This is a genomic window from Hyphomonas atlantica corrig. (genome assembly GCF_017795365.1).
Taxonomy (GTDB): domain Bacteria; phylum Pseudomonadota; class Alphaproteobacteria; order Caulobacterales; family Hyphomonadaceae; genus Hyphomonas; species Hyphomonas atlantica.
Genome location: NZ_CP051254.1, coordinates 2783278 through 2798245 on the forward strand (window position 1 = coordinate 2783278; position 14968 = coordinate 2798245).

The window sequence follows — 14968 nt, forward strand, 5'->3', positions numbered from 1 at the left end:
ACATAAATCCGGTCTTTCTTGTTGTACCGGCGGAGGCGATATCATGGGAGGCAAATTCTATCGCGGCGGTATCGACGCCGGTGGCACCACATTCAAATGTGGCGTCGCTGACGAAGAAGGTGTGTTGGTTCAGCAATGCCGAGTCCGCGTCACCTCTCCAACAGAGACAATTTCGCAATGCCTTGAGTTCTTTCGCCCGCTCTACGAATCTGAGCGCTTGAGGTCCTTTGGCATAGCCAGCTTCGGCCCAATCGACGTTGACCTCAGTTCGCCTGATTATGGCACCATCTTGTCTACGCCCAAGCCTGCATGGTCACATACAAACCTGCGAGCCGCCTTTGAAAAAACCATCGGCCTCCCCGTAGCAGTAGATGTTGACGTAAACGGCGCGCTGCTCGCTGAGCGCACACTGGGCGCAGCGAAAGGAACGAAATCTGCCGTGTACGTCACGGTTGGCACTGGCATTGGAGCAAGCATCTTTGCGAACGGATCCTTTCTGGGACGCCCAGTGCACCCAGAGTTCGGGCATATACCTCTTCGGCGAAATGAGCAGGACAAGTCGTTTGATTGCCTTTGCCCCTTCCATTCCGACTGTCTGGAGGGAATGATTTCAGCGAAGGCGGTTGGCGCACGCGTTGGCGAACCTTCTCTTCTGACAGAAGATGACCCTGTTTGGGAGATCGCCGCAGACTATCTGGCTCAAGCGTGTCGGAGCCTGTATTTGACCGCTCGGCCAGAGCGGATCATACTTGGCGGCGGCCTGCTGCTTGCGCCTCACCTGATTGGCCGAATACGTCATGCATTTTATGATCAAATGGGCGGGTATCTCAGCATGGGCTGGAACGCAACTGTGGATCTAATCACCACGCCTGATCTAGGCGATAATGCCGGGTTGATGGGTGCCATCCTTTTGGGACAGGTTGATCGCTCGCAGCATTTTGCTCTGCTCGCATAGTGCGCCCTACGCGCAAGGCTTAAGAACAACCCACACGAGTTCTTCAAAAGCGCTGCCGTCTCATGGTGCGAAACCCCGTGCCTTGCTCAAATAGTCACATCTTTTCTCGCAACCTTTCCGAGTGAAATGTGTTGCAGTGGTCAAAGCTTGAACTTTGCTTCGACCATATAATGAGGAATACCGTGTCCAGATTAGTCGTGTACTCCAATAGACTTCCATTGGGACAAACCGCATCTGGCGGCCTGGTTGTCGCACTGCAGAAGACCATGGAGAGCCAAGGTGGCGTATGGATTGGCACCAAGCTCGATGAGTCCATCTCCGATCATTTCTTGAAAGAGTATGATGGCGGAAAGTTTGATCGCCACGCACTTCATCTGCAGCCGAGCGAGTACAATGACTACTATCTGGGATACGCGAACTCGGTCCTGTGGCCATTGTTTCATGGACGCACAGACCTACTGGACGTTGCTCACGGCCAACTAGCGGCTTACGCCAGTGTGAACCAAAAATTGGCTGAAGCAACGAGACACTTGATTACAGACGACGATACGATCTGGATTCACGATTATCACTTCATCCCACTGGCATCAGAATTAAGAAAATTGGGCGTCCAAAACCCGATCGGGTTCTTTCTGCACACGCCTTTCCCGACTACAAGCGATGTGCACGCCCTCACTCACAAACGCAACCTGTTGGACTGGTTGTCTGCTTATGACCTTGTAGGTCTACAAACCCAGCGCGATGTGTCAGCAATGATTGAAGTCTGTAGAACAGTATTCGGCGGACAGATGCTTTCAGACGGTCGCATAAGATGCCAAGGTCGGGATATCTGGCCGGCCAGTTTCCCCATAGGTATTGAGGCCGAGAATTTTCGGCGAACAGCAGAAGCCCAGAAACCCCTGGCGCCCCAAATCGCATCAGGGCAAAGACTGCTTATCGGCGTCGATAGACTGGATTATTCAAAAGGCCTGCCTCACAAGTTTCGCGGTTTCCAACGCTACCTTGAGGATAGAGCATCAAGCGATTCACCGCTAACCTTGCTTCAAATTGCGTCACCAACGCGAGAAGATGTTGAGGCGTACCAGGAGGTTCGCCGAGAACTGGAACAAATTACCGGCCAGGTAAACGGCAGGTTTGCTGAGCTGGGTTACATTCCAATTCAATACATTCATCGATCAGTGCCCAGGGACTATCTAGCCGGCCTTTATCGCCGAGCCGATATTGCATTGGTGACCCCCCTCATCGACGGGATGAATCTTGTGGCGAAAGAGTACATTGCTGCTCAGGATCCAGCAGATCCTGGCGTTCTGATCCTCTCAGAAGCCGCTGGGGCTGCTGAGCAGCTGAAAGTTGGCGCGCTGATGGTGAACCCCTTCGACCCCGGGTCTGTCTCAGAAGCGATTCAAAGTGCTGCAAGCATGAGCCGTGAAGAACGAATTGAGCGCCATCAGTCGCAATGGAACGAAATCGCACGACACGATGTGCATTGGTGGACTGGAACATTCCTCAACAGTCTGAAGAGAAACGCTGCGCAGAGAATTGAACACGATTCAATCCTCCGGTTGGCGTGACCTTCAAGTTAGTCGGGCTCTTCGTCGACACGTTCAATCTGAGTGGGTACCGGGCCGAGGGCAATCGGATCTCCATCTCCCTTAAAGTGACTTACTGCGTCCTCCTTCTCGGGTTCGGCTGGCCCCTCACCGGGCAACATTTGCTCGCGCCGACGCTTGGCTGCGTGATCTATTTGACTGGCCTCGCTAGGTGTTGTTCGCGGATGGGCTGCGGTTTCCAGAGTCTTCCGGGTCATCATGTTCACCTCTTTAAAACTCATCAACTCTCCGAACCGCTCAAGGTTTCATCGGATCAGACGCAGCCTCTAGTCGGAAGAAAAATTTCCTCTTGTTCGGTTCGCGAATGCGACAAGCGACAACATGACTGGCACTTCAACAAGCACTCCAACCACAGTCGCCAACGCAGCGCCGGAGTTCAAACCGAACAGACTGATCGCTACCGCCACCGCAAGTTCAAAGAAATTTGAAGTCCCGATCAGAGCACAAGGAGCGGCAATATTGTGTGGCACCTTCCAGGCCCAGGCAGCTCCGTAGGCAAGCGCAAAAATTGCATATGATTGGATCAGGATTGGTACAGAAATCAGAACAATGATCAGTGGATCAGACAGAATCACGCGGCCCTGGAACCCAAAAAGCAAAATGACTGTGCCGAGCAACCCAATAATGGAAAGCGGCTTCATATGTGACAGAAAGCGATGCAGGTGCGGTTCTCCCCCGCGACCCAATAGAAACGAACGCAACGCCACACCAGCTGCGAGCGGCAGCAGGACGTACAGTCCTACAGATAGTATCAGCGTCTCCCACGGAACACTCAATTCAGTCACACCAAGAAGAACGGCAACAATTGGCGCAAAAGCGAATACCATAATGGCGTCATTCACGCTGACTTGAACCAATGTGTAGTTTGGATCTCCACGCGTAAGCTGGGACCACACGAATACCATTGCTGTACACGGAGCCGCACCCAACAGTATCAATCCGGCAATGTATTGGTTGGCGTTTTCCGCAGGGATAAGATCTGCAAACACGTATCGGAAGAACAAAACGCCCAGCGCGGCCATGCTGAAGGGCTTTACGAACCAATTTACGATCAAGGTTATCATCAAGCCCTTCGGCTTCTTGCCAACGTCCTTCAATGTGGAGAAATCGACACCCATCATCATTGGTAGAACCATCGCCCAGATCAGCACGGCTACTGGAAAATTGACGTTTGCATACTCGAACGACGCCAAGTCCCGAAATATACCGGGAAGCATCTGCCCCAATCCTATGCCCAGGGCGATCGCAGCAGCGACCCACAGCGACAGGTACCGTTCAAATTTTCCCATCGAGGTCTCCTACCAATCGGCACTCTTGCCAGATCCAGCGGGACACCAAGACAAATGCGCTCCGCCAGCTTCGGATCGCACATAGTACGGCAAGATCATTATTTCAACGTTTATTGAAATATCAAATCAGCATTTGACGACGCTGATATTGGATAGTGACCCGCAGACTTCGGGCCGTCCTCGACAACAATTCTCGACAAGAACCGACAATAGTTCACTGACGTTTTCGAACTCTGCGCGATAGATCATATGTCGACCATCACGCGCGACGCTTACGAGACCGGAGCTGACCAGGATATTCATGTGCCCCGACAATTTGTTAGGCGCGACATCCAACTCTCTCGCGATAGCGCCCGCTTGGAGCCCCTCCGGTCCCGCCTCCATCAAAGCACGAAATGCCAATAGTCGCGTTTCCTGTCCGAGCGCAGACAATTGCTTAAGCGTGGGGGCGAGATCTGTCATGCGAACAAATGTAGTCGCTGCCGGGTAAATGTATAGCTCTGGAAAGAACGGCGAAGACGATGCTGCAGCCGCCACATCCTCTCACCTCAACGATCTCCGACAGTTGCCATTCCTTCGTCCCTGATACGAGACAAACCGCCAAACACCTCCCCGCGATGGCAAATCCTAATTGCGAGTAATTTTCATTTGCAAAAAAAGCGCAGCGGAGGTATTCGGGCCGCCTAGTTGCGACTGAGTTGCATTTTCTACTTCTATGGAGGGGTCCATGAACCACACTATTCGCAAGAACACCCTACTAGGCGCCACCGCTATCGTCACAGCCATCGCGTTCAGCACGCCTGCATTGGCGCAGGATGCATCAGGTTCCGATGACGCCGAATTCCTTGGAACGCTAACTCTTGGGGAGAGTAAGCGCGAAGTCCAAGCTGATACGGCGACGCCCGTTACGGTAATCGATCAAGAGGAAATAGATGACAGGCAAGCGAGTACGGTGGCGGAGTTGATCGATTCTGTTCCCGGCGTATCTCTCGTGAACGGATCCACGCCAGTTGGCTCAGGCATCAACATCAGGGGTTTCGGCGCGAACGGCACATACGGCACCGACCAGAAAGTTGCCATTCAAATTGACGGTGCGAGTGTCGGGTCGGAAGAACTATATCGTGTTGGCACTCAATTGTTTACCGATCCATACCTCTACAAGAGCGTTGAAGTCATTCGGGGAACGGTCGGCAGCTTTGAATATGGATCCGGCATCATTGGCGGCGTTGTACGCCTTGAAACCATTGATGCGTCAGATCTGACAGGTGGTGAACCAGGCTTCGCGCTTCGCCAGACACTCGGCGGCGCAACGAACATGGATGGCTTCAACTCTTCAACAACACTCGCAATTCAGCCAACCGAAAATTTCGAAGTACTGGCAAACTATTCCTGGCGTGAACAACACAACCAAGAAGATGGTCACGACCGCGTCATCGAGAATAGTGAATTTGAGCTGCCGTCCTACCTCGTGAAAGCGCGCTACTCCGCCGGAGACCACAGTGTCACAGCCAGCTACACAAACACAGAGACGACCGAACGCGACAAGCCGTACGACTCTTTTGGAACCACCGGTGGATCATTCGGTAACGTCGATCGAGACACGACGTCAGAAACCATCGCACTGAAATACAACTACAACCCTCTCACGAACGACCTGATCAATCTCGACGTAATCTACTCATACGCAAATCAAGAAATCGATCAGACCTGCATCGTTGGCAGCGGGCCATTCGGGTGTTTCGCGACAGTTGATGCAGACCACCAGTATGAAACCTCAAAGTTAACGGTGAAGAACTCTGCCTTCATTGAGGCGGGGGTCCTTACGCACGACATTCGCGCTGGCCTCGAGTACATTTTGAAAGAACGTCTGGATGCCAGCTCTGCTCCAGGAGGCGAAGACAACAGATACGCATTCTTTGTTGTGGACAATATCGAGTTCGGCGGGGGTTGGAGCTTTACTCCGGCACTTCGCTTCGAGACTTCAGAAGTGGAAGGCGTTCTCGATGACGGCAGCAATGCGAGCTATGATAATGATGCGCTCATGGGTGGCGCTTCGCTCCGCTATGAGTTCGACAATGGCATCGCTCTGTTCGGCAGCTATGCGTACACAGAAAGCCTTCCAATCCTCGACGATCTTGAGAACGAAACCTATATGACCCAGCCTGAAATAGGAGAAACGGTCGAAATCGGTGGCTCATATGATCGTATCGGCGTGTTTGGCCGCGATGACTCGCTATCTATCAAAGCCAATTTTTACCGGACCGATCTTGAAGACAATACATCCTATTCCGGCGTCGATTCCGTTGAACTGTCCGGCCTGGAATTGGAAGGGTCATACGCTCGACGCGACGGCACTTACGTCGATGTCAACGCCAACATCATTGATGGTGAGCAAACCAACACGACCGGCACAAAGTCTGACTGGCGAAACCTCACTGCTGACAGCATGCGCGTGACACTTGGCAAGAGATTCTCGCCGCTCGCTGACCTGTCCACGGAGTTTGTTGCAGCCGCGGACGATGAGATTAATGATCGCCCCGGCTATGTCACGGTCAATCTGCGCGCCACAATCACGCCACAGGAAGGCGTTCTGGAAGGCACCTCATTCCGCTTCGGAATCGAGAATGCACTGGACATGAACTACATGCCAGCGCTCGCCACCCGGACCGCTGCGGGACGCAATATCAAATTCACGGTGTCAAAATCCTTCTAGAAGGAGCTCCGACCTTCTAGTCCGTGGAAAGGCAAGCACCGAGCGCACTGTTGCTCGGTGCTTGCAGCCATCGGCAGACGACATCGACCATCGAATTATGATATTTTCGAACCGTGAACGGACATACTTATGCTCACCATGTTTCAATCCCTTTATCAGGTCGGCGGCCCCGTCCTCGTACTAATCATCGCAATATCGACGTTTACTCTGGCGTTAATAGTTTACAAGTATTGGCAGTTTCGCTCTGACAAAATCGGACAGTTGAAAGCTATCAAGTCCGCTCTGTCCTCGTTGAATCGTGGTGATGTCAGAGAGGTCTACACGCTTTTATCCGGGTCAAGCCATTGGCTCGCTCAACTCCTGATCGACGCGATCCCGCTAAGGGATCGCGAGGGCCTGATTCCTCGCTTGGAAACGGAAGCCGAGCAGTCTCTGCAGCCGTATGAAAGTGGCTTTCGAATTCTGGACACAATCGCTCAACTTGCACCTCTGCTTGGACTGTTGGGAACGGTTCTGGGCATGATTGAGGCATTTCAGGCGCTTCAAACCGCCGGCTCTCAAGTTGATCCGGCCGCCCTTGCTGGCGGCATTTGGGTCGCACTGCTCACAACGGCCGCTGGTCTTTCCGTCGCCATGCCGACATCGATCGCGCTCTCATGGTTCGAAGCTCAAATTGATCGTGAACGCGCAATGGCAGAGCATGCTTTTACCGTCTTAATCACTCCTACATCGGAAGAGCCCACCAGCACCAAACTGGAGTAACTGAACCATGGCATTAAAACGGGTTCGCCGACGCCGTCGCGCTTCAATCACCTCTCTTATAGATGTGATATTCTTGTTGTTGTTGTTCTTCATGCTGGCATCCACTTTCTCGGAATTCTCCGAAGTTGAAATTTCCTCAGCGAAATCCCATGGCGGTGTCGATAGCGATCCTCATGTGATCAAACTACTGGTTACTAGTAATGGCGTCGACCTGTACGGAAAAACTATTCATGTCGAAAATCTATCCACTGAGCTTCAAGATCTTATCAGACCAGAGAGCAGTTCCATTGTAGCGGTAGGCGTTACCGAACAAGCGACTACGCAGAACCTGATTGATGCTTTGTCCCTCATTCGAACATTCGAAAACTTTGAGATCGTCGTCGAGGAGCCCTCATGAAGCGTCTTCGTCAAAAGCCTCAGCGCGATCCTGTGATCTCGTTGATCAACATTGTATTCCTTATTCTGATTTTTTTCATGGTGGCTGGTTCTCTGTCGTCACCGCCAGATCCGTCTATAAAGTTTGTTCAGACGCAAAACCTTGAATGTTGCGTCCCGCCGAATGCTATTTCAGTAGATGAGTTTGGACATTTCACCCAGTCTGGCGGTGTGATCACGATTGATAAACTTGTTGCGGAACACCGCGACCAAAGTGAGCCTCTAAGATTGCTGCCGGATAGAGAGTTACCCGCAAAGCGGCTGCTTCAACGGATCAAACAGCTTCGCGTGAGAGGCCTGACCGATATCATCATCGTTACCGAGGATACGAGTAAGTGATTCAGAAGAATATTCTGCGTTTTTCCGCTGCGCTTTCAGCTGCGACCGCAACACATTTGACTGTGTTGGCTTATACGATGTCCCAGCCCTTGTCCGGGCCGGCATTGATTGCTGGCAACTCTTTCAGCGTGGAACTGGGCTCCATCGCCGAAACGACCCCAAGTTCGGATCCAAAGCCTACAAAGCAGGCTCCGGCGGAACCAGAACCACAGCCTGCACCCATCAAACCGGATTCTACTCCCGCGCCAAACCCAAACAAAGAAACCGCCCCCCTGCTCCCGGATACGACACTTCTTCCGGAGCCACCTCCAACAATAGAGCAAGAGCCTGTCGTCGAAACTAAGGCCGCACCCGAACAAGAGGATGACAGCAGCAATCTGGTTTCAGACCCCGCGCATCTGGATTCATCAAAGGACCTCGATCAGGCTGTATCGGCGGACACCGGCTCGGAAAAATCCAGTGATGCTGAAAACGCCACGACGGAAACCGAGACCACCCCCGCGGGCGAAGCGCCAAGTGACACTCTGAACGATGCGAATTCAGGTGCGCCTGGCAACGCTGCAGAGTCAAATTACAAGGGCCTGGTGATGCAGCATCTATCACGTCAAAGGCGCCCTCGCGCCTCCAGTCCGGGATCGGCATTCGTCGAGTTTCGTATCAGCCCACGTGGCGCGGTGAAAAGCATCAGGATTTCAAGAAGTTCTGGCTCGTCACGCTTTGATAGAGAGGCAATCATTGTCGTGAAAAAGGCGGCTCCTTATCCGAAGCCACCCTTTGGTGTGAACACCATGTTCACTGTTGAAATTGCAGGCACCTAAACATCTTCCACCTAATCCGATAACGGTCGTTCTTGACTATCGACGTTCAGAAACAGTCAGATAGCACTATCCCGTCTTACCAAAAGTGATGGCGATGGCGCCCAGCTCTTCTCCAGCTTCGAGCTTCTCTGCTATAGCTTGATCGGATAGCGTAAAGCTCAAGCGCTCGTGCTGATGTCCCCCATGCTCGCGCGCAGCTTCCAGGTGCAATGTGTACTCACCTTCCGGCACCGGTTCACCATCGTCATTCAGACCATCCCACTTCAAGGTATATTCACCGGGACGACGTGTCGGTCCTGACACTGCATCAACAAGACTTCCCGCTTTGCGGCCAAAGCGCCTGTGCCAGTAATAATTCTCTTCCATCCAGCGCGCCTCTTCACCGGCCAGCATGAGGATTCTAACCAAATTGCGTTCGGCATCCGCAATCCAAACCGCAACATATGGGCGCTCGTAGTCGGCAACGTTGTGTTCGGGTATCTCAAAACTCACCGCGAACTCTGTGCCGTCCGGCCATACGGCCCCGACTTCGTCACTTCTAGCATTCTGCAATAGCAAGCCGGACCAGCCAGATGTCGCGTGGTGTCGCCCGTCTGAGGATATGATCTCTGCTTCCACGCCAGGCTTGGACTCTATAAATTCAAGACCACCCTTCAGTTCCATGACCATCAACGCAGTCGCGATTGCGTCGGCTTCGATCGCCGAAGCAGCGTAAACGCTTGCCGACTTGATGTGAGATACTGGCCAACCGTCAGCTGGCGAAATGATGTGTCCAAATTCTTGACCATTGATTTCAAGACTTCGCGGACTTTGCGCACTTGTCGCCACCGCGCCACCAGTGAGTTTTAACATCGTTCCATGCGCACTAGCACCGTCCGCCAGCTCGGACTCAGACGTTACAGCGACTTTCCATTGCCCTCCATCGTCAGAACCCTTGCCCCAAACGCGTATGTCGCCTCCAATATTGAGAAGTAGGCCTTCTGCGCTTGGCGCAGCCGCTCGACCAACTTCAACAGCTGAATCCAATATGTATCCCTTGGCCAATGCATCCATGTTGAATTGAACAATGTCGGGACGCTGGATAGTCGCTCGACCCTCGTCAATCTCTACATCCGCTCGCCGTATTTCGCCCGCTTTAGTTCGCAGTTCGGGTCGCTGCGGAAGCGTCTGACTCTTCGCAGCAATTGACCATTCATTGACCAATTCGCCGACACGACAACTCAGAGCCTGATCTGTCTCCACCCGATAAGCTTCACAGCTATTCCAAACTTCCAAGAGGTCCGTCGAAACACGTTGTTCATGTGTCGCGTTCAGTCGCCGTAATTCGGATTCCTGGCGCAAACTGAACACGGAATTAAGTCGTTCGATTTCTTCAAGTATCGCTGTCTCGACTCGAGTTGCCTCACTTTGCGTCGGCGCCACTACCACCAGATCAAAAGACGTTCCCAGCACGTAGTCGTGATGACTCTTGAACGTATCAGCATGAGCAAATTCACGATTGGCGACGGTCAGTCCGCACACGACCGCCAATCCGATGAGCGTATATTTGAGCATGAGGTCTCCAATTGCCAAGCTCCAGTCACATCACGTCGAAACCCGAGAGGCGGATGCGATGGAGCAGAATTCTTACTTGCAACTAAATCTCATTTGCATATTGTGCAAGCCAAATACTGATACATTCTCAACCTAGGGGCCTTTCATGAACGGACTGAAAACCTGCGCGTCGGCGCTCACTGCCATTATTGCCTTCAGCGGGTCCGCACATGCCCACACATCATACGTCGTGCCGAACATCTTTGTGACAAGCGAAGGTCAATATGTGACGGCTCAATCCGCTTTCACCGAAGACCCATTCGTTCCCGAAATCGCTGTGGCGTCGGACGATTTCCACGTTGTCTTGCCCGATGGCGTAAGAGACGATTTCGACGTCATCACGCCTCTGCACCAAGTAGTGATTCTTGAAGAATCTCTTCGCGATGAAGGCACATACCGTCTCACAACTGGTGTACGTTATGGTCGGAAAAGCCAAAAAGCGCTTGTTGATGGAAAATGGGTCCCGGTATTTGGCCCCGATGCACAAGTCCCTGAGAATGCCACTGAAGTCATCAGTAGCCAGACTGTAACCGTCGCAGATGCATATGTCACAAAGGGGGCCTCAACGTGGGAACCTGTCAACCTGGGGCTTGGCCGCCTGGTCCTGAGGCCAATGTCTCACCCGAACGAAATCTATTTGGAAGATGGTGCTGAATTTGAAATCTTGTTCGACGGCAAACCATTGGCGAACCAGTCTGTCGAAGTCAAACGCGAAGGCGGGGCATATGAGGATGCCAAGTTTGAGCAACACATCGAAACCGACGAAAACGGAATTCTGTCGCTCTCTTTCGATCGAGCGGGAAAATACCTGATCATGACTCGCCATGCCTCGCCTGCTCCTGAAGGAGCTGAAGTCGACGAGCATAGTCACACCACTTCTCTCACATTCGAAGTCGCAAAATAACATTCTGAACTAATACGGATATACAACATGAAATACGCCATGCCCGCCCTAGCCATCCTGGCTTTGGGTCCGCTCACCGCTTGCACAACTCAAGAAGCCATCACAACTACTGGATCGGAAATTGCCACCACAACATCTGAAACCGCAGAGCAGACCGACCGGCCGATAAGCAGCGCACGCGGCCATAGCAAGTCGGCCTTCTTCGACAAATATGACATCAACGGAGATGGCAAGGTTTCAGAAGCCGAGTTCATGGGCGAACGCGAGGATGGCTATCGTCGCAGGGATGCAAATGGCGACGGGCAGGTCCATGCAGAAGAATATGTATCCGAGTATGAAGTCCGTCTTTTGAAGCAAATGGAAGACCAACGCACGCGCCAGATCGACCAAGCCGACTTCAGGTTTACCGTATTGGACAAGAATGAAGACGGAAATCTGTCACTGGATGAATTCCACGCATCCGGCTCTCGTATGTTCTCCGCTCTGGACACGAATGAAGACGGGATCGTTGATGAACTAGACGACGCAGAGAATTACTGAATCAGAACCAATCGTCTCTTATTGAACGAAACAAGCTGCGGCTCCTCCGAGGGGCCGCAGCTTTTCCTTTTCCTCGTACCACGTGGATGCTGCCCAACTACCCCACCGACAACAGCTCGCGTTCGCTTTGTTCCCGCACGCGCGCCTCATCGGCGGGCAATGCACGGAATGCAATTATGCCAAACAACAAGCCTCCGACTGGTAAGGCCAGGCACCATATCATCGCCAACCGAAGTGCCTCAGCGGGCGATGCTCCGCCTGCAGTGTAAACATCACTGACCTGACCTATGAGGTAAGGGCCAATCGCGGTTCCGATCAGCGTCGTAACCATGGTAAAGAACGCGTAGGACGTCGCCCTGCCGCGTGGAACATTCAGATCGTTGATCGTGGCCATCGCTGGCCCAGTTGCCATCGCCGTAAAGAAGAACAAGACAGCAAGACAGGCATAGGCTGAAATCAGCGTCGTCGAGAAGAGAAAGGCCGAGGACATGATTATCGCCCCAACTGTAGCGGCGAGATAAACTACCAATTTCCCATGTACAAATTTCTGGCGAAGCCGATCAGCAAGAATCCCCCCAAAAGTAATTCCGCAAAACCCGGATACTGCGCTCGACAGCCCCACGACCATTCCTACCTGACTATTGGCGACTTCATAGGTTCTCTGAATAAGAGGAACACTCCAGAATGCGAATGCTACACCGACGAAAACCACGCCCGCGGCCGATATAGTCAAGCAAATCATCGCACGTGACCTGAACAACAAATGAAACACGTCCGGGTCTCTCAACAGAAATGACTGGCTCCATGAAAACGCTGCAAAGACGCCAATTGCAAGCGCTACCCATTGGGTAACATCTCCAGTAAGCAGAATGAGCCCCCAAGCCAAGACCGCCAGCAAAGCAATGGTCACAACGTTCACGACGATGAGTGAAGGTTTCGCGCCGCCGCGCGCCAACATGAAAAGGTTGAGGACAGGAACCATACTGCCAAGCGACACGGCTACTTCCTTCAAAGGCGAGCCGGCAATAGGCTTGGCGCCGCCATCGTAACGACCTCGTTCAGGCTCGCGAATCTTGGCGACAACAAGCGACAACAGCAGCCCAGGCAATCCAACGGCCATGAACGCCACTTGCCACCCTTTCAAACCAAACGGAGCGAGTGACGTATCAGGGTACGTCGCGGCCCAGGCATCAAGAATTGACCCGCCCAAGAACAATCCACAGCCAAGGCCGATATACACACCGCCCGCATACAAAGCGACGACCGTAGTCCTCAAATGGGGAGGGTAGTAGTCGTACAACAGCGACAAGGCAGCTGGCGACGCGCTCGACTCTCCAATTCCGACGCCGAACCTGTAGGTTGCCAGAGAAGCAAACCCCTTTGCGGTGCCAGACAAGGCCGTCATCAAACTCCAGAAACCCAATCCTAGGGAGATCAAATGAGTTCGATTCCAAGCATCGGCCAATCGACCAAGCGGAATGCCAAAAGTCGCGTAAAATACAGCGAATGCTGTTCCGTACAGAAACCCTAAATCGGCATCCGATATTTGGAGATCCGCTTTGATGTCTTCGGCCAGTATCGCCAATATCTGGCGATCCAGAAAGTTCAGAACGTAAACGAGAAAAAGGATTACCAGTACACCATTGGCGTATCCTCGGCTTTCCTTCACGGGGGCGGCGACTGACTGATCCACAATAATGCTAGCGTAGTGCAGCCAGAGGGGTTGGATCGAGATACTCTTCAATCCGAGCAATCTTTCCGTCTTCTACAAGCACAACTGCGATCGCATCAGCTTCTATGGTTTTGTCATCTAGCGTCACAACTCGCAGAATATGCTGCTGAAGCCAACCACCCGGAATCTCGACCATCCTCTGGATGTCATACGTGCGCGATTTGGTCTTCGAAATGATGTTCTTGAACGTTGCCATGTTTTGGTCAACGGTTTGCGTCTTGCGGTCATAATTGTGCCAGATACCGGCGTCGGGTTTGAAGCATGCGCGAGCGCCGGGCTCGTCACCCGCTTCCAGGCGGCTCTTGAATTTTTCGGCTAGGTCCAATGCACTCATGGGAAAAGTCCTGATGTAGTTTGAATGGAGCGCCCCGTTGAGATGGGGCGCGGCAATAAAGATTCCTTATTCGTCCAGCAGAACCTGCACGTGATCCGGCACCGGCTCTCCTTTGCGGGTCAAGTCTCCGATTGCGGGATTGAAGTAGTCCCTCCACAAACGGATCTTTCCATTCTCGAACTCGAACATACCCATATATGGGATCTGAATCCGATTGCCTTTTGCATCAACGAAATCGTCTGCACCCTCAACCATCAAAATATCACCATCTTGCGCGTGACGATTGATACGCCACTGGATATTACTCATCCCGGCGCCAAACTTTTCAAGGAATGCGCGAATTTCATCAGGACCGTTCAATGGCTCTGACCCAACGCGATAGTAATAGGTTACATCAGGCGCGACATGCGCCAAGACGCCATCGATGTTTCCAGCTTTCCAGGAATTCATAATCTGGTTAACGGTAGCGAGATGATCCGGCTCAGGCTGAATGACGCCCATTTCTGTAAGGAGCTCGTTTCGGTCATAGTATTCGCGCCATTCTGTAACCTTGCCCTCCTCAATAACCAGCACACCAGTAACCGGAACAGCCCCATGCTTGCCGTTGACGTCGAAGTCATCAACGCGCTCCAGGAATACAGTGTTGCCGGTCGCGGAAACTGTCTTGAGTTGCAGCTCCAAGCGAGTAGCATTCTTCAGCAATGCGCCGAGGTGCTCCCGCAAGGTTTCGCGACCATGAATTGGCTCAATCATCATTGAATGCAAAACGGCATCCTCAGAAAACAAGTTTGCAATTCTATCGACGTCCAGATCATTCCAGGCGGCAACCATGTCTTTTGCAACGGCAATGCTTTCTGCTTCCAATGTGCTTTCCACGGCCAATTCAGTCTCCATATTTTGAGGGGCAGTCTGACAGGCGGTCACGAGCATCGCGCTCGCTACAG

At 52.6% G+C, this 14968-nt stretch carries 16 protein-coding genes; 9 read left to right on the forward strand and 7 right to left on the reverse strand.

Annotated elements, in window-relative coordinates:
- Positions 1 to 43 precede the first annotated feature (43 nt).
- Positions 44 to 955 (forward strand): ROK family protein, encoded by a 912-nt coding sequence (locus tag HF931_RS13465; protein WP_035552141.1) that lies wholly within the window; start codon positions 44 to 46, stop codon positions 953 to 955.
- A 218-nt stretch (positions 956 to 1173) separates the two neighbouring features.
- Complete coding sequence (locus HF931_RS13470; protein ID WP_206741182.1) at positions 1174 to 2526, forward strand: alpha,alpha-trehalose-phosphate synthase (UDP-forming); 1353 nt, start codon at positions 1174 to 1176, stop codon at positions 2524 to 2526.
- 8 nt (positions 2527 to 2534) lie between these two features.
- On the opposite strand, the gene HF931_RS13475 is transcribed toward HF931_RS13470, so the two are convergent.
- The 3 genes from HF931_RS13475 to HF931_RS13485 all read right to left on the reverse strand — a co-directional run bounded on the left by HF931_RS13475 (position 2535) and on the right by HF931_RS13485 (position 4391).
- Entirely contained in the window at positions 2535 to 2786 is a 252-nt protein-coding gene (locus HF931_RS13475; protein WP_035552142.1) for a hypothetical protein, read from the reverse strand.
- 45 nt (positions 2787 to 2831) lie between these two features.
- A complete protein-coding gene (gene arsB / locus HF931_RS13480) occupies positions 2832 to 3854 on the reverse strand; it encodes an ACR3 family arsenite efflux transporter (RefSeq protein WP_035552145.1) in 1023 nt (340 codons plus the stop codon).
- 126 nt (positions 3855 to 3980) lie between these two features.
- The gene (locus tag HF931_RS13485; RefSeq protein WP_241764188.1) at positions 3981 to 4391 is read right to left on the reverse strand and encodes an ArsR/SmtB family transcription factor; all 411 of its coding nucleotides are present in this window, start codon (positions 4389 to 4391) and stop codon (positions 3981 to 3983) included.
- Positions 4392 to 4581: 190 nt separating this feature from the next.
- Between HF931_RS13485 and HF931_RS13490 the strand changes: the two genes are divergently transcribed.
- The 5 genes from HF931_RS13490 (at position 4582) to HF931_RS13510 (ending at position 8921) form a co-directional block, all read left to right on the forward strand.
- Positions 4582 to 6567, forward strand: a complete 1986-nt coding sequence (locus tag HF931_RS13490) for a TonB-dependent receptor domain-containing protein (RefSeq protein WP_273240484.1) — start codon at positions 4582 to 4584, stop codon at positions 6565 to 6567.
- Positions 6568 to 6696: 129 nt separating this feature from the next.
- Positions 6697 to 7329, forward strand: a complete 633-nt coding sequence (locus HF931_RS13495; RefSeq protein ID WP_273240486.1) for a MotA/TolQ/ExbB proton channel family protein — start codon at positions 6697 to 6699, stop codon at positions 7327 to 7329.
- A 7-nt stretch (positions 7330 to 7336) separates the two neighbouring features.
- On the forward strand, positions 7337 to 7726 hold the full coding sequence (locus HF931_RS13500) for a biopolymer transporter ExbD (RefSeq protein ID WP_051602687.1): 390 nt from the start codon (positions 7337 to 7339) through the stop codon (positions 7724 to 7726).
- Positions 7723 to 8103 carry an ExbD/TolR family protein gene (locus HF931_RS13505; RefSeq protein WP_035552153.1) on the forward strand — a complete coding sequence of 127 codons (381 nt, stop codon included), beginning with the start codon at positions 7723 to 7725 and terminating at the stop codon, positions 8101 to 8103. Before HF931_RS13500 ends, HF931_RS13505 begins: the two co-directional genes overlap by 4 nt.
- Positions 8100 to 8921: an energy transducer TonB family protein gene (locus HF931_RS13510; RefSeq protein ID WP_035552155.1), complete on the forward strand. Its 822-nt coding sequence runs from the start codon at positions 8100 to 8102 to the stop codon at positions 8919 to 8921. The genes HF931_RS13505 and HF931_RS13510 overlap by 4 nt, the downstream gene beginning before the upstream one ends.
- A gap of 66 nt (positions 8922 to 8987) precedes the next feature.
- On the opposite strand, the gene HF931_RS13515 is transcribed toward HF931_RS13510, so the two are convergent.
- The gene (locus HF931_RS13515; protein WP_273240489.1) at positions 8988 to 10475 is read right to left on the reverse strand and encodes a DUF2271 domain-containing protein; all 1488 of its coding nucleotides are present in this window, start codon (positions 10473 to 10475) and stop codon (positions 8988 to 8990) included.
- A gap of 145 nt (positions 10476 to 10620) precedes the next feature.
- Here HF931_RS13515 and HF931_RS13520 point away from each other — a divergent pair, with 145 nt between their 5' ends.
- Together HF931_RS13520 and HF931_RS13525 are read left to right on the forward strand one after the other, a co-directional pair.
- Complete coding sequence (locus tag HF931_RS13520) at positions 10621 to 11418, forward strand: DUF4198 domain-containing protein (protein ID WP_273240491.1); 798 nt, start codon at positions 10621 to 10623, stop codon at positions 11416 to 11418.
- Between the two features lie 27 nt (positions 11419 to 11445).
- The gene (locus HF931_RS13525) at positions 11446 to 11958 is read left to right on the forward strand and encodes an EF-hand domain-containing protein (RefSeq protein ID WP_273240492.1); all 513 of its coding nucleotides are present in this window, start codon (positions 11446 to 11448) and stop codon (positions 11956 to 11958) included.
- 97 nt (positions 11959 to 12055) lie between these two features.
- Here HF931_RS13525 and HF931_RS13530 read toward each other — a convergent pair whose 3' ends face one another.
- The 3 genes from HF931_RS13530 to HF931_RS13540 form a co-directional block, all read right to left on the reverse strand.
- Positions 12056 to 13711 carry a spinster family MFS transporter gene (locus HF931_RS13530; protein ID WP_081806144.1) on the reverse strand — a complete coding sequence of 552 codons (1656 nt, stop codon included), beginning with the start codon at positions 13709 to 13711 and terminating at the stop codon, positions 12056 to 12058.
- Positions 13659 to 14024 (reverse strand): nuclear transport factor 2 family protein, encoded by a 366-nt coding sequence (locus HF931_RS13535; protein WP_035552163.1) that lies wholly within the window; start codon positions 14022 to 14024, stop codon positions 13659 to 13661. The genes HF931_RS13530 and HF931_RS13535 overlap by 53 nt, the downstream gene beginning before the upstream one ends.
- 66 nt (positions 14025 to 14090) lie before the next feature.
- Complete coding sequence (locus HF931_RS13540; RefSeq protein ID WP_273240493.1) at positions 14091 to 14954, reverse strand: nuclear transport factor 2 family protein; 864 nt, start codon at positions 14952 to 14954, stop codon at positions 14091 to 14093.
- Positions 14955 to 14968 lie beyond the last annotated feature (14 nt).

Bases quoted from the DNA above. Each gene is read 5' to 3' on its own strand.
- HF931_RS13520 (WP_273240491.1), top strand. From the start codon at position 10,621: ATGAACGGACTGAAAACCTGCGCGTCGGCGCTCACTGCCATTATTGCC.
- HF931_RS13535 (WP_035552163.1), bottom strand. From the start codon at position 14,024: ATGAGTGCATTGGACCTAGCCGAAAAATTCAAGAGCCGCCTGGAAGCG.
- HF931_RS13490 (WP_273240484.1), top strand. From the start codon at position 4,582: ATGAACCACACTATTCGCAAGAACACCCTACTAGGCGCCACCGCTATC.
- HF931_RS13495 (WP_273240486.1), top strand. From the start codon at position 6,697: ATGCTCACCATGTTTCAATCCCTTTATCAGGTCGGCGGCCCCGTCCTC.
- arsB (WP_035552145.1), bottom strand. From the start codon at position 3,854: ATGGGAAAATTTGAACGGTACCTGTCGCTGTGGGTCGCTGCTGCGATC.
- HF931_RS13525 (WP_273240492.1), top strand. From the start codon at position 11,446: ATGAAATACGCCATGCCCGCCCTAGCCATCCTGGCTTTGGGTCCGCTC.
- HF931_RS13500 (WP_051602687.1), top strand. From the start codon at position 7,337: ATGGCATTAAAACGGGTTCGCCGACGCCGTCGCGCTTCAATCACCTCT.
- HF931_RS13465 (WP_035552141.1), top strand. From the start codon at position 44: ATGGGAGGCAAATTCTATCGCGGCGGTATCGACGCCGGTGGCACCACA.
- HF931_RS13475 (WP_035552142.1), bottom strand. From the start codon at position 2,786: ATGAGTTTTAAAGAGGTGAACATGATGACCCGGAAGACTCTGGAAACC.
- HF931_RS13515 (WP_273240489.1), bottom strand. From the start codon at position 10,475: ATGCTCAAATATACGCTCATCGGATTGGCGGTCGTGTGCGGACTGACC.
- HF931_RS13505 (WP_035552153.1), top strand. From the start codon at position 7,723: ATGAAGCGTCTTCGTCAAAAGCCTCAGCGCGATCCTGTGATCTCGTTG.
- HF931_RS13540 (WP_273240493.1), bottom strand. From the start codon at position 14,954: ATGCTCGTGACCGCCTGTCAGACTGCCCCTCAAAATATGGAGACTGAA.